General features: G+C 73.1%; 13 protein-coding genes. 10 read left to right on the top strand and 3 right to left on the bottom strand.

The window, feature by feature from the left end:
* Nucleotides 1-101 precede the first annotated feature (101 nt).
* Nucleotides 102-755 carry a CE1759 family FMN reductase gene (locus tag OG472_RS43045; RefSeq protein ID WP_401614718.1) on the bottom strand — a complete coding sequence of 218 codons (654 nt, stop codon included), beginning with the start codon at nucleotides 753-755 and terminating at the stop codon, nucleotides 102-104.
* Nucleotides 752-1,852, bottom strand: a complete 1,101-nt coding sequence (locus OG472_RS43040) for an LLM class flavin-dependent oxidoreductase (RefSeq protein WP_405940637.1) — start codon at nucleotides 1,850-1,852, stop codon at nucleotides 752-754. The genes OG472_RS43045 and OG472_RS43040 overlap by 4 nt, the downstream gene beginning before the upstream one ends.
* A gap of 200 nt (nucleotides 1,853-2,052) precedes the next feature.
* Between OG472_RS43040 and OG472_RS43035 the strand changes: the two genes are divergently transcribed.
* The 8 genes from OG472_RS43035 (at nucleotide 2,053) to OG472_RS43000 (ending at nucleotide 10,594) form a co-directional block, all read left to right on the top strand.
* Entirely contained in the window at nucleotides 2,053-2,967 is a 915-nt protein-coding gene (locus OG472_RS43035; RefSeq protein ID WP_401614714.1) for a DUF4344 domain-containing metallopeptidase, read from the top strand.
* Nucleotides 2,968-3,251: 284 nt separating this feature from the next.
* On the top strand, nucleotides 3,252-3,836 hold the full coding sequence (gene sigK, locus OG472_RS43030) for an ECF RNA polymerase sigma factor SigK (RefSeq protein ID WP_405827024.1): 585 nt from the start codon (nucleotides 3,252-3,254) through the stop codon (nucleotides 3,834-3,836).
* Nucleotides 3,833-4,579: an anti-sigma factor domain-containing protein gene (locus OG472_RS43025; RefSeq protein ID WP_405940638.1), complete on the top strand. Its 747-nt coding sequence runs from the start codon at nucleotides 3,833-3,835 to the stop codon at nucleotides 4,577-4,579. The genes sigK and OG472_RS43025 overlap by 4 nt, the downstream gene beginning before the upstream one ends.
* Before the next feature lie 157 nt (nucleotides 4,580-4,736).
* Complete coding sequence (locus OG472_RS43020; RefSeq protein WP_401614708.1) at nucleotides 4,737-5,168, top strand: hypothetical protein; 432 nt, start codon at nucleotides 4,737-4,739, stop codon at nucleotides 5,166-5,168.
* A gap of 349 nt (nucleotides 5,169-5,517) precedes the next feature.
* Nucleotides 5,518-6,306, top strand: a complete 789-nt coding sequence (locus OG472_RS43015) for a peptidoglycan recognition family protein (RefSeq protein WP_405940639.1) — start codon at nucleotides 5,518-5,520, stop codon at nucleotides 6,304-6,306.
* Nucleotides 6,307-6,640: 334 nt separating this feature from the next.
* A complete protein-coding gene (locus tag OG472_RS43010; RefSeq protein WP_405940640.1) occupies nucleotides 6,641-8,122 on the top strand; it encodes a lipase family protein in 1,482 nt (493 codons plus the stop codon).
* A 76-nt stretch (nucleotides 8,123-8,198) separates the two neighbouring features.
* Complete coding sequence (locus OG472_RS43005; RefSeq protein WP_405940641.1) at nucleotides 8,199-9,644, top strand: hypothetical protein; 1,446 nt, start codon at nucleotides 8,199-8,201, stop codon at nucleotides 9,642-9,644.
* Between the two features lie 167 nt (nucleotides 9,645-9,811).
* Entirely contained in the window at nucleotides 9,812-10,594 is a 783-nt protein-coding gene (locus tag OG472_RS43000; RefSeq protein WP_401614701.1) for a lysophospholipid acyltransferase family protein, read from the top strand.
* A gap of 18 nt (nucleotides 10,595-10,612) precedes the next feature.
* Here the strand turns inward: OG472_RS43000 and OG472_RS42995 are convergent, their stop codons facing one another.
* The gene (locus OG472_RS42995; RefSeq protein WP_401614699.1) at nucleotides 10,613-11,524 is read right to left on the bottom strand and encodes a LysR family transcriptional regulator; all 912 of its coding nucleotides are present in this window, start codon (nucleotides 11,522-11,524) and stop codon (nucleotides 10,613-10,615) included.
* Nucleotides 11,525-11,594: 70 nt separating this feature from the next.
* Between OG472_RS42995 and OG472_RS42990 the strand changes: the two genes are divergently transcribed.
* Both OG472_RS42990 and OG472_RS42985 read left to right on the top strand, forming a co-directional pair.
* Nucleotides 11,595-12,533, top strand: a complete 939-nt coding sequence (locus OG472_RS42990) for an NAD-dependent epimerase/dehydratase family protein (protein ID WP_405940642.1) — start codon at nucleotides 11,595-11,597, stop codon at nucleotides 12,531-12,533.
* A gap of 13 nt (nucleotides 12,534-12,546) precedes the next feature.
* Entirely contained in the window at nucleotides 12,547-13,431 is an 885-nt protein-coding gene (locus OG472_RS42985) for an aldo/keto reductase (protein WP_405940643.1), read from the top strand.
* Nucleotides 13,432-13,449: the final 18 nt, after the last annotated feature.

The raw sequence follows: 13,449 nt of genomic DNA, 5'->3' as shown, positions 1-13,449 counted from the left end.
GCCTTCCGTAAGGGGAGACCGGGCGGAGCCGCCGGATGTGACAGCCCCTGCGCTGGTGAGGGGTTCTGCGTGAGCGGGGGCTGGTTGCGGGGCGGCTGCGGTCATTCGGCCCGTAGTGCGGCCAGGCGCTGTTCGAAGGGCACGATCTCGAAGCCCGCGGCCGGTTTCACCGATGTGATGGCCCCTGTCGGTGAGCGGGGTGCGAGCACGGTGGCGGTGTCGGGGTCCCGGGCGGCGTCCCGGGCGGCGGGTGCCATGAGGTGTGCCAGTTCCGCGCCCGCGCGGGCGATCCGCTGTGCCAGTCCTTCCTGGCCCCAGTCTTCCGAGGCCGCGTATACGGCGGTCGGCGGGACGAGTGCGCGCAGGTGGGTGAAGAGTGGGCGCAGGGCGTGTTCGGTGACCAGGGAGTGCCGGGCCGTGCCTCCGGTCGCGCCGATGAGGACCGGCTTTGCGGTGAGGGCGTCCTTGTCGATGAGGTCGAAGAACGATTTGAACAGGCCGCTGTAGGAGGCGGCGAACACCGGTGTCACGGCGATCAGGCCGTCTGCGGCCGCCACTGCGTCGAGTGCGGCGGCCAGTCGGGCGGGCGGGAAACCGGTGACGAGGTGCTGGGCGATCTCGGTCGCCAGGTCCCTCAGTTCGATCACTTCGGGCTCGGTGTCCGTGTGGGCGAGTGTGGCGGCCGCGAGGCGGTCGGCGAGCAGGCGGGTGGAGGAGGGCGAGCTCAGGCCGGCCGATACGACGATGAGCTTCATGCCCGCGTCTCCTGCTTCGTGGTGTCCCGGGCCGCCGCCACGCGGGCGGGGTGGGTCGGCGCGTCCGGCACACCGGCCGGGCGCAGGTTCGCGAATTCCTTGCGCAGCACCGGTACGACCTCTTCGCCGAGGAGGTCGAGCTGCTCCAGGACGGTTTTGAGGGGCAGGCCTGCGTGGTCCATGAGGAAGAGCTGGCGCTGGTAGTCGCCGGCGTAGTCCCGGAAGGAGAGGGTGCGTTCGATGACCTGCTGGGGTGAGCCGACGGTCAGCGGCGTCTGGGAGGTGAACTCCTCCAGGGAGGGACCGTGGCCGTAGACCGGTGCGTTGTCGAAGTACGGGCGGAACTCGCGGATTGCGTCTTGTGAGTTCTTGCGCATGAAGACCTGGCCGCCGAGTCCGACGAAGGCCTGTTCGGGGGTGCCGTGTCCGTAGTGGGCGTAGCGCTGCCGGTAGAGGTTGACCATCTGCTCGGTGTGGGAGGCGGGCCAGAAGATGTTGTTGTGGAAGAAGCCGTCGCCGTAGTAGGCGGCCTGTTCGGCGATCTCCGGTGAGCGGATGGAGCCGTGCCATACGAAGGGTGCGACGCCGTCGAGCGGGCGCGGGGTGGAGGTGAAGGACTGCAGGGGGGTGCGGAATTTTCCCTTCCAGGTGACGGTGTCCTCGTCCCACAGGCGGCGCAGCAGGGCGTAGTTCTCCACGGCGAGGTCGATGCCGTCGCGGATGTCCTTGCCGAACCAGGGGTAGACCGGTCCGGTGTTGCCGCGGCCCATCATGACGTCGACGCGGCCGTCCGCGATGTGCTGGAGCATCGCGAAGTCCTCGGCGATCTTCACGGGGTCGTTGGTGGTGATCAGTGTGGTGGAGGTGGACAGGATCAGGTTCTGGGTGCGTGCGGCGATGTAGCCGAGCATGGTCGTCGGTGAGGAGGGGACGAACGGCGGGTTGTGGTGCTCGCCGGTGGCGAAGACGTCGAGGCCGACTTCCTCGGCTTTCTGTGCGATGGCGAGCATCGCTTTGATGCGCTCGTGCTCGCTCGGCAGGCGTCCGGTCGTCGGATCGGCTGTGACGTCACCGACGGTGAAGATCCCGAACTGCATGACTCCCCTTCCCAAGATTGTTTACAATTCAACCATACTGCGGAACGAGGGGTGAGCCCGGGGTATTCCCGAGGGGGCGCGGGGCCGCCCCGGGCCGGCCGGTGCCGCTTTTTCACCCGGCCGGCGCACATGCGCGGGCCGGGGCGGCACCGCGGCAGCAGGCTGGGGCGCAGGACGTACCGCGCCGAGAGGTGACAGCGGTGAGAGCAGCCAGGATGCGGGCGGTGGCCGCCGTCACGGTCGCGGCCGCGTCCGTGATCGCCGCCGCCACGGGCTGCTCGTCCACCGGCAGCGGCTCCACCGGCCCGAAGACGCAGAACGCGGCGCAGTCCCCCGCCGCCCCGGCATCCGCGTCCGCGTCCGCCTCGAAGGGCCACGGCCGGCTGATCCCGCGCTACGACACCGGCAGGACGGCCCAGGACCGGCGGATCCAGAGATTCCTGCAGGACAACGAGGTCCTGGAACGCATCGCCGGCTTCGTCAACGACCGGATCGCACTGTCCTACGACGTGCCCGTGATCGCGAAGAGCTGCGGCGGGGCGAACGCCTCCTGGGACCCGCAGGCGAGGGACATCACGTACTGCTACGAGCTCGTCGAGGAGACCAGGCCCATCTTCCAGGAGCAGGCCGCCCGGGAGGGCTCCGGCAGCCCGGCGGAGCGGGCCGCGGCCGTGGACGACGACATCATCGGGTTCTCCAACGGCGTGCTCCTGCACGAGCTCGGCCACGGCCTGGTCGACATGTACGACCTGCCGATCACCGGCAAGGAGGAGGACGCCGTCGACCAGCTCGCCACCCTGCTGCTCGCCACCGGCGGCGAGCGGCACATCGACTATGCGGTGAGCACCCTCAACACCTTGGGCGCCCTGGCCGACGCGCAGGAGGCCGGTGACCTCTCCGGCCTCTTCTCCGACGAGCACTCGCTCAGCGCGCAGCGCTTCTACAACGAGATCTGCTGGCTGTACGGCTCGGACCCCGAGGCCTTCAGGTCGGTCGTCATCGCCGTCGGCAACCCGGACGGCGTGCTGCCCGAGCTCCGGGCCGAGGGCTGCCGGCACGAGTACGAGCAGATCAAGAAATCGTGGAGCAGGCTCCTCGAGCCGTACCTGAAGTAGCCGGCGCGCCGTCCGGTGGCGCGGGTGCAGCGGCTGGGCGGTGGATGCCGGTTTCGCTCGATCGGATGACGGGCGGGATGCGGCGTTGCCGATCGGGGCAATCCGCACAAATGCCCGCTACGAAGAAGAGGTGAGACCAGCGGATCACCATGGCCGGCCCCAGGGCGGGGCCGGTCCTTCTTCTCGGCGAAAGAGCTGTCGATGGCATCGAGGCACAAGGGCGGGCGTGGCCGCCGCGGCGCCGGGCCGCGGCACGGCACCCGGCGGCGCGGGGCGGGGCGGCGGTGACACAGCCCCTGCGGTTTCACGGTGCGGACGCGGGCGGGCCGCGGCTGCAGGAGGTGATGGAGCGGGTGGGCCACGGCGACAGGGACGCCTTCGCCGTCCTGTACGACGCGGTCGTCGCCACCGTGTTCGGGATCGTCGTCAAAGTCGTCCGGGACCGGGCCCAGGCGGAGGAGGTGGCGCAGGAGGTGATGATCGACCTGTGGCGTCAGGCCGCCCGCTACCGCCCGGAGCAGGGAACCGTCATGACGTGGGTGGCGACGATCGCGCACCGCAGGGCGGTGGACCGCGTCCGGTCCGCCCAGGCCTCCTCCGACCGCGAGCACGCCACCGCCGTACGCGAACGGCACCGGCCCTTCGACGAGGTCGCCGAAGAGGTGGAGAGCCGGCTGGAGAGCGAGCAGGTGCGCCGCTGCCTGGACAGCCTGACCGAACTCCAGCGCCAGGCCCTGACCCTCGCCTACTACCGGGGCCTGACCTACCGCGAGGTCGCGGACCGGCTGGGGTCCCCGCTCGCGACCGTCAAGACCCGGATGCGCGACGGACTGATCCGGCTGCGCGACTGCATGGGGGTGACCGCGTGAAGCACGGCGAACACCTGCACACCCTCACCGGCGCGTACGCACTCGACGCGCTCACCGGTGAGGAACTGCAGGCCTTCACCGCACACCTCGGGCACTGCGCGGCCTGCGCCCGGGAGGTCGGCGAGTTCGAGGCGACGGTGGCGCAGCTGGCCGCGGCGGCCGGCCTGTCCGCACCCGCCCCGATGAGGCAGGCGGTCCTGCACCGCATCGAAACCGTCCCGCAGCTGCCCCCGCACACCCGGCCCGCGGCGCCGGCCCGGCTCACCGCACTCCTCAGGCGCAGGGCCGGAGCGTTCGCCGCCGCGGCCTGCGTCGCCGTGGCCGCGGCCTTCGGCGGACTCGCCGCCTACCAGTACCAGCAGGCCGAACAGGCCCGTACGCAGGCCCGGCAGGCCACCCGTCAGGCCCAGGAGCTGACCGCCGTCCTGGCCGCCCCCGACGCCCGGACGGTGCACGGACGCACCACCACCGGAGCGAGCACGTCCGTGACCACCTCGGCACTGCGCGACCAGGCCGTCTTCGTCAGCAGCGGTCTGCCCGCCCCTCCCGCCGGCAAGACCTACCAGCTGTGGTTCGACGACCAGGGCACCAAGCGCTCCGCCGGCCTCGTCCACAGCGACGGCGCCGTCGTCATGCAAGGACGCCCCGACAGCGCCCGCGCCGTCGGTCTCACCCTCGAACCCGCGGGCGGCTCGCCCGAGCCCACCACCAGCCCCCTGCTGCGCCTCCCCCTCCCCGCCTGACCGGGGAACCGGACCAAGGCGCCGATGCGTCCCCATATATGTCGGTTTGATGTTTTTCCAATCCCTCTGGCGGACGGTACCGAATCCCTTCACAAGCCCCCTGCGGAAGCAGGGGCCGAGCATCCGCTCATTCGTGAAGCAGAAGGAGGTGAGACCCATGACCGTTTCCGTGCGGACCCGCAGCCTTCTTGCGGGCGCGGCCGTGGCCGGCCTGCTCTCGGGCGGCGCCACGCTCGCGGCCACCGGCACAGCCGCCGCCGCTTCGACACCGGCATCGGCATCGGCATCGGCGGCCACTGCTCTGAACGGCGACCGCGACCGTGACCGGCACGACCGGGACCACAAGAAGCACCGGTCGGACCACCACGAACGCTGCTCGTGGACCAAGGGGCACTGGGCCAAGACGTGGGGCAAGGGCCACTACGAGAAGAAGTGGCACCACGGCACCTGGCATCCCGGCCACTGGGACCACCGGGGCCACTGGCACCCCGGCTGGTACGGCCACGGCTGGTCCCAGAACCACTGGGTGCCCGGCCATCACGACACCCACTGGGTGCCGGGGCACTGGAACTGCCACAACAAGTGGTGACCGGTTCACCTGGCCCGCAGGGGCTCCGGGCACCGCCCGGAGCCCCTCTCGCCTTTCCGGCAGGCACGGCGGCAACCGCTCGCTCGGGCAGCAAGGCCCGACGGTAACCAGCCCGTGAGTAGACCCGTCCCGCATCTGCCCGGACGCAGGCGGTGCGGGCCCCGTACGCCGCCCTCCCCGGCGGCTCCCGCAGGGCGGCCCCGTAGCGGCTCCGCTCCCCCGCGGCGGCGCCGGGCCCCTGTGCGCCGCGGCCGGCCGGGGCCAGTCCGTCCGCGGCCCGGTGTGTCTGCGCGGCCCGTGGGTCCGGGGTCCCTTCAATGGACAGCCTCCTACGGAAAACGGGCACCGTATGACCTTCTCCGCACTGCACACCCGCCGGTCGGTCCTCACGGGCGGCTTCACCCTGGCCGCCGCGGCGGCACTGCCGCTGGCCGCAGCCGGGCGCGCGCACTCCGCGGCCGCCGGGCCGGACGTCATCGGCTGCGCCGCCTGGGGTGCGCGGGCCCCGTCCGAGCCCGTCGTCGTCCTGGCCAACCGCCCGGAGCGGATCATCGTCCACCACACGGCCACGGCGAACGTGACGGACTACTCCAGGCAGCGCGCCTTCGCCCTGGCCCGGGCGATCCAGACGTACCACATGGACGCGCAGGGCTGGATCGACACCGGTCAGCACTTCACCGTCAGCCGCGGGGCCTTCGTGCTGGAGGGCCGCCACAACAGCCTCGCGGAGCTGCGCGCCGGCACCCGCCAGGTGCGGGCGGCGCACTGCATCGGGCAGAACACCGTGTCGATCGGCATCGAGAACGAGGGCACGTACACCTCGCAGGCCCCGCCGGCGGCGCAGTACGCGATGCTGGCCGACCTGTGCGCCCACATCTGCAGCCAGTACGGCCTGCCCGCCTCCGAGATCTACGGCCACCGCGACTTCAACGCCACCTCGTGTCCCGGCGACCGCCTCTACGCCCTGCTCCCGGCCCTCCGCAAGGACGTCGCCACCCGCCTCGGCACACCCCTGCAGGACCCGCAGGACCCGCAGGCCGATCCGGAGTCGGACCGGGTGTGGGACCTGGTCCGGCAGGCCTCGAACCCGCCGGCTGCGGCCTACGCGGAATACCTTCCGGCAGGCCTCCTGCCCTGACCGGGGGCGGCGCCCGCACCGAACAGCCGGCCCCCGGCCCTGCGGCCGGGGGCGGCACGCGTCAACACCGTGGCCTGCGGCTCATCCTTGGGGCCGGCCGATTCCGCGTGGCGGGCACGGTACGGCCGTACCCGCCCGGCAGCCCGTGGAATCGGGGTCCTGAAGCCCTTCGGCGGTCCTCCGGAGGCGGATCAGGCATGCCCGCGGCCTGACGCGTGCGCGCGGTGGATCACTTTCGGTGCCAGCATGCCCGGCGAAAGGGGGGCGGCGCGGCGAACACCGCACAGGGATGAGAGGGAGGACCGTGACACCTCAGACTGTGACGCCTCAGACGGTGGCAGCGCAGACCGTGGCAGCGCAGACCGTGACGCCTCGGGCGGCCGGTGAAGCGGCTCAGCCCATTCCGGGGCAGAGCAGGCCGGGCGGCCCCGGGCCCGGAGCCGTCCCCGCAGCCGGTGGGCCCCCGCCGGCGGGACCCGACGCGGAACTCCTGGTCGCGGCGTCCGTACTGCTGGCGGATGCGGCCCTCACCGCGAAGCGGGCCGGTGCGGAACTGACCGGGGCGCTCAGCAGCTGGCGGTTCGGACCGGCCGCCCTGCGCCGTCCCGGGTGGGCGCTCGGCACGGCGCTTTCATGCGCCAGGGCGCTGACCAGCCCTTCGGGGCTCGGGTTCGGTCCGAACGGCGGGCTCGCCGGGGAGCTGGCCCGGATGGCGGGGAGCGTGACCTACCGCCGCCCGGCCGCGGTGTCCATGGCCGTGGACGCCTTCGCGCTGCGGATCGAGGCGGCGGTGGTGGAGCACCCCAACCTCGGCTCGGCACCGGCGAGGCGGCTCACCGACGCCATGGTGGAGGGGAACCGGTGGGAGGCCCTGCGGGCGCTGTACGCACTGGTCGAACGGCTGGGCGTGACGCGCGCCCTGACGACCGTCAGCCCGGTGATCATGGAGTTGCTGGCGCTGCTGGGGCTGCTCGACGAGAACCCGGTCAACGACGGATTCTCCTGGGTGACGCTCGCCGGCGGAGTGCCGACCACGGATCCCTTCCTCGGACTGCCCAGTTCGCTGCTCGCCCGCCTCAACCCCGGCCCCGGGCGGGCGGAGCGGACCGAGCCGGACTCGATCCTCGCGAAGGTCCTGACGACGTCCCGCAACGACATCGTCAGCTACATCAACGACATCGGTGCGCTCGGCAACCACGGGCTGGTGCTGCTGCGGCGCGTCGAGTGCGCCGACGGCCGCGTCAGGTACGTGCTGCTGCTGCCCGGTACGAGCTTCGTCCTGCCGAGCAACAGCACCCCGCAGGACCTGATCGGCGCGTTCGACGGGTTCCTGCGCTCCGACACGACGTACACGCGCGCGGCGCGGAAGCTGCTGCGGCGGGCGGGGGTGCCGGCCGGGTCGGAGCTGATGTTCGTCGGGCACAGCCTGGGCGGACTGACGGCGATGAACCTGGCGATGGACGTGGAGCTGGCGTCCGCCTACCGGATCACCCACGTGGTCACGCTCGGCTCCCCCATCGACAACAAGCGCCCGGCCGACCACACCACCCGGGTGATCAGTCTGGTCAACAAGCACGACGTGATCCCCATGCTCGACGGGCGCGGGCCCGCCTCTCCTCACGACATCCCCGCCGGCTGGGTCGAACTGACCTGGCTGGACGAGTCCTACGACTATCCGCTGTCGCACGCGCCGCAGGCGTACTCCGACAGCCTGCGCGGGGAGATGGTGCACCACCGGGACCGGGTGAACGAACTGATCAGGGCCTACGACGGCGAAGTCGTCGGGAACCAGCCGTACATGCTCCGTGACAAGTGACGAGCGACAAGTGACCAGTGACGAGCGACGAGCGGCCGGTGACGGGCGAGTGCGCGACCATGAGGGAGAGCGACCGATGACCCATGCCGACGGCCCGGCCACGGCGGCGGCGCGGCCCGAGACGGCCTGGCCCCTGGAGAACCTGCTGTTCAGTGCCGCGCTGGTGGCCCGGCGGATGCCGTGGGCGGACCTGCCCGCGCGCACGCTCGGTCTGGACGCGCTGACCCTCGACGGGCTGACGGACCGGCTGATGGCGCACCTGAGGAGCGGCCGGGACGGGCGTCCGGTGCGGCTGCGCACCCCCTTCGGGGCCTTCCTCGTACCGCCCACCCGGGCGGACGCGCAGAGCCTGCTGGCCCGTGCCGACGACGCCGGGGCGCTGGGCACCCCCTGCGGTCTCGCGGCCGACGGACGCCGGTACGGGCTGTCGCCGCACGTGGTGCCGGCGGGCGCGTGGGAGGTTCCGGCGCACGGCGGCGCGGGTGCGCTGGGCACCCTGGTGGCCGAGCAGCTCCCTGCGGTGACCGGTGCCCGGCGGGAGGACGGCACCCTGGACCGGGACCGCTGGCAGGCCGGCATGCTGCGGCTGAGCCGGCGCGTCGTACTGGGCGCCGAGGCCGCCGAGGACACCCTGCTGAGCGAGATGGTCTCGGCGGCGGCCGCCGCCGCGGGCGGGCGTGCGTACGAGGGACGGGCGGCGGCCCTGCGACGGCGGATGGCACCGTACCTGGCCGACCCCGAACCCGGCTGCCTGGCCGGCCCGATGGCGGCCGGGGCCCAGGGCGGGCCGGAGCTGCTCCTGGCCGTGGCGCACGCGCTGGCCCTGGTCTCGGCGGCCACCGGCGTACCGGCGCTGAAGGCCCTGACCCTGCTCGGCGCGAACGGGGACGCGGACGCGGACGCTTCCGGAACGCGCGCCGATGCCACGGGGAACGCGCCGTCGGCCGGGGAGGCGATCGGCCAGGCCGCGGACCGGGCCCTGGACCGGGCCCTGGAGCAGCACCCTGTACTGACCGCCGTGGTGTATCCGGTCCGCGCGCCGTTCGGCGCGCAGGGCCTGGTGATCGGAGCCGGGGAGGAGATCCTGTACGACCCGGCGCTGTTGGGCCGGCGGGTGGCGGGCGAGCGCACGGATCCGGCGTGGGCGCTGTGCGGGAACCCGTCCGGGTGCGCCGTCGCGGGGTTCGCCGTGCGCGTCGGCCGGGAGGTCGTCCGCGCAGTCGCCGGCGCGGTGCCTCCCGTGGTTCCCCGTGCGCGGTTCGCGGTGGACTGCCCGCCCGGCACCGCCGGTTCCCGGGCCGGGGCCGTGGCCGCGCCGCTCTCCGCGTTCGGGGCGCGGGGGCGGGCCGGCGCGGAGCGGCTGGACCGGCATGCCGAGGCCCTCTGCGCGTGCGCAGCCGACGCCGGCTGGAACGGGAGCGAGGCGGGCGAGCGGTTCCGCATGGTCCTCCTCGCGCACGCCGACCGGTGTGCGCGGGCGGCTGCGGACGTGCGCAGTGCGGCGCGGTGGCTGGCGGACTGAGGGCCGTACGCGGGGCTGCTCCCGCCCCGGGCCCCCGAACGGAGGACTTGAGGCGGTTTCCGTCCCGGCCGGCCGTGATCAACAGGGCTCGCGGCCGTTGAACCGGCGGAACACCGTCTCGCGGGCAGCGAGTCGGCCGTCGTACGAGGTGAGGGTGGGGTCCGGGCGTGAGGGACAGCGTGGTCGAGATGATCAGGGCGACCGGGGCGGAACTGGGCTCCGCCCGAAGGCTGCTCGGCGAGGCCGGCGGTGTGGCGTGGGACCGCCTCCTCGACTGGCTCGTCGACGACTACTTCCGGGTGGTCGCGCTCGGCCTGGAGAACATCCCCGCGCAGGGCCCGGCGGTGATCGCCGTCAATCACTCCGGTGCCTGGGGCCTCGACGCGTTCGTCCTGGACAAGGTCCTGGGCAGGGCGCTGGACCGGCGCGTGCGTTTCCTGGCGGCTCCGTTCGTCTTCCGCACTCCCATCCTGGGGCGGCACGCGCGCCGTAACGGTGCGCTGCCGATCGGTCCGACGGCCGGTGTCGAGCACCTCAACGCGGGGCAGCTCGTGGGGGTGTACCCGGAGGGCATCGCGGGTCTGGAGAAACCGTTCACCGAGCGGTACCGGCTGCGGTCCTTCAGCCCCGGCTTCGCGGTCGCCGCCATCCGCTCGGGGGCTCCGGTGGTGCCCGTCGGGATCGTCGGCGCGGAGGAGGCGTGCCCCAAGCTCGGCGAGGTGCCGACCCTTGCCCGGCTGTTGGGCGTGCCGTACTTCCCGGTCACCACGCCGTTCCCGCTGCCGTCCAACTGGACGATCACCATCGGGGAACCGATCCCGGCGCCGGCCCGTCCCGACGGGCTGGCCGCCCGCCGGGACGCCGCCCGGGCGCTGAGCGAGAGGACGCGTACGGCCGTCCAGGAGCTGATCGACCGCGAACTGGCCGATCGGGAGCACCTGTTCGACTGAGGAGCCGGCGGGGCGGGGTCAGCTTCCCTTGTGCTGCCGGATCGCCTGTTCGCGGAGGGCATCGATGAGCGTGGTGAGGTGGGGCCGGTCGCGACGGCTGAGTGCGGCGACGCCGATGTGGCGGATCGGCCCCGGCGAGGTGACGGGGACGGTGCACAGGCCGGGGATGTGCGGGGCGAGTGCGATGGAGGGGATCAGGGAGATTCCCATGCCTGCGGCGACGAGCGAGCGGGCGAAGAAGTAGTCGGTGGTGGTTCCGCGCACGTGCGGATCGAAGCCGGCGCGCTCGGCGTAGCGGCGCAGGTACGCCTCGGTCTTCAGGCAGCCGAGCACCCAGGGTTCGGCTGCCAGTTCGGCGAGGTCGAGGGCGTCGCGGCCGGCGAGCCGGTGCCCGTGCGGCAGGACGACGTGCAGGGGGTCTTCCAGGAGCGGCGTCCACTGCAGGCGGGAGCCGGCGCCCGGCCCGACGGGGAGCGGGCCGTCGAAGTGGTAGGCGAGGGCGAGGTCCACGGCGCCCTGGCGGACGAGGGGCAGGGTGTCCTCGGGTTCGCCCTCCCTGATGTGGAGCACGGCGTCGGGGTGGGCTGCGGTGAGCCGGGTGAGGGCGGCGGGCAGCAGGAGGCGGCCGCCGCTGGTGAAGGTGGCGACGGTGAGTCGGGTGCGGCCGGTGCTGAGCCGGGTGACCTGCTGTCGGGCGTGTTCGAGCTCGGCGGCGACGGATTCGGCGGCGCCGACCATGATCTGGCCGGCCTGGGTGAGGGTGACGCCGCGGGTGCTGCGGGAGACGACCTGGGTGCCGAGGCCGCGCTCCAGGGCGGCCACCTGCTGGGAGACGGCCGAGGGGGTGAGGCGCAGGGCCGTGGCCGCCCGGTTGAAGCTGCCGTGCTCCGCCACCGCCCGCAGGACGCGGAGCCGTTGCACATCGATCAACAGTTTTCCTTCATACGTATCCAGCAGGTCGGGACTTCTGCTGATGACGATAGGTCTCCAGGATGGGGGCATGCAAAGGATCTGTGTCATCGGCGGAAGCCGGTACTTCGGAAAGCTCCTGGTGAAGCGCCTGCAGGGGGCGGGGCACCGGGTCACGGTGGTCAACCGCGGTTCCACGTCGCCGCCCGCCGGCGTGGAGCACCTCGTCGCGGACCGCAACGACGAGGCCGCCCTGACGGCCGCGCTCGGCTCCCGCACCTTCGATGTCGTGGTGGACCAGGTCTGCTACACCCCGGTGCAGGCCGCCGTCGCCGCCCGCGTCTTCGCCGGCCGTACCCGGCGCTACGTCATGACCTCCACGATCGAGGTCTACGACCCCGCGACCGCGGCGCTGCCGGCCGTGCCGTGGGGCACGCCGGTGCCGGAGGAGAGCGTGGACCCGGCCGTCTGGCCGGTGGCGATGGATCTTCCCTGGCACGAGGACGCGTACGTGGAGGCGCACTACGCCGAGGGCAAGCGGCAGGCGGAGGCCGTGTTCGCCCGCGCCGGCGGCTTCGGGTTCGCCAGTGTGCGCAGCGCCCATGTGCTCGGCGGCGGCGCGCAGGAGTTCACCGGCCGGCTGGCGTACTACGCGGGGCGCATCGCCAGGGGTGAGGAGATCGCCGTGCACGCGCAGCCGCTGCCCACGGTCTTCATCCACCACGAGGAGTTGGCGGACCTGCTGCTGTGGGCGGCCACGGCCGGCTTCACCGGTGCGGTCAACGCGTGTTCCGACGGCCCGCTCGATGTCTACGGCTTCGCCGCGGCCGTCGCCGCGCAGGCGGGCCGGGAGCCCGTGTACCGGACCGTCGCGGCGGGCGGGCAGGCTTCGGCGTTCTCCTTCGACCGCCATTACGCCATGGGCAACGCGCGTGCGAAGGAGCTGGGGTTCTCCTTCTCCCGCACCGGCGACTGGCTGCCCGGCGCCGTCGCCGAAGCCCTCACCGCCGAACCGTCCCCCACCGTCTGAGGATCGGGCCGCCATGCAGTACCGCACCATCGCCGGCACGGTCGTCGGCGCCATCGGCCTGGGCGCCATGCCGCTGTCGATCGAGCACCGTCCGGACGAAAGGCAGGCCATCGCCACCGTCCATGCCGCCCTCGACGCCGGCGTCACGCTCATCGACACCGCCGACAGCTACCACTGGCACGCCGGCGAGGCCGGCCACAACGAGCTGCTGATCGCCCGCGCCCTGGCCCGCTACGGCGGCGACACCTCCGGCGTGCTGGTGGCCACCAAGGGGGGCCGGGGCCGTCCCGGCGACGGCAGCTGGACCGTCACCGCCACCCCCGCCCACCTGAAGCAGGCAGCCCAGGCCTCGGCCAGGCGCCTGGGCGTCGAGGCGATCGGCCTGTACCAGCTGCACAAGCCGGACCCGGCCGTGCCGTGGGCAGAGTCCGTCGGCGCGCTGCGCGAGCTGCTCGACGCCGGCACGATCCGCGCCGCGGGAATCTCCAACGTGACCACCGCCCAGATCCGCCAGGCGCACCGGATCCTGGGCGGCGCTCTCGTCTGCGTGCAGAACCGGTACTCGCCCGCCGTCCGTGACAGTGAGCCGCAGCTGCGGCTGAGCACCCGGCTGGGGCTGGCGTTTGTGCCGTGGAGTCCCCTGGGCGGCATCTCCCGCAGCTCCCTGGACGGCCCCGGCGGCCCCGGCCGCCCCGCCACCGCCTTCCACCGTGTCGCGGCCGGGCGCGGGGTCAGCCCGCAGCAGGTCGCCCTGGCCTGGCTGCTCGCCCGCTCCCCGGCCGTGATCCCGGTACCGGGAGCCAGTCGCCCGCTGTCCATCACCGACTCGGCCAGGGCTGCGGAGCTCACGCTGAGCACGCAGGAGCTGGCGCTGCTCGAGGATGCGCTGCCGGGCTGAGGCGGGTCACGGTGTGGG

Origin of the sequence: Streptomyces sp. NBC_00207, assembly GCF_045160965.1 — a bacterium.
Taxonomy (GTDB): Bacteria; Actinomycetota; Actinomycetes; order Streptomycetales; family Streptomycetaceae; genus Streptomyces.
This window is presented reverse-complemented; position numbering and strand designations above follow the sequence as displayed.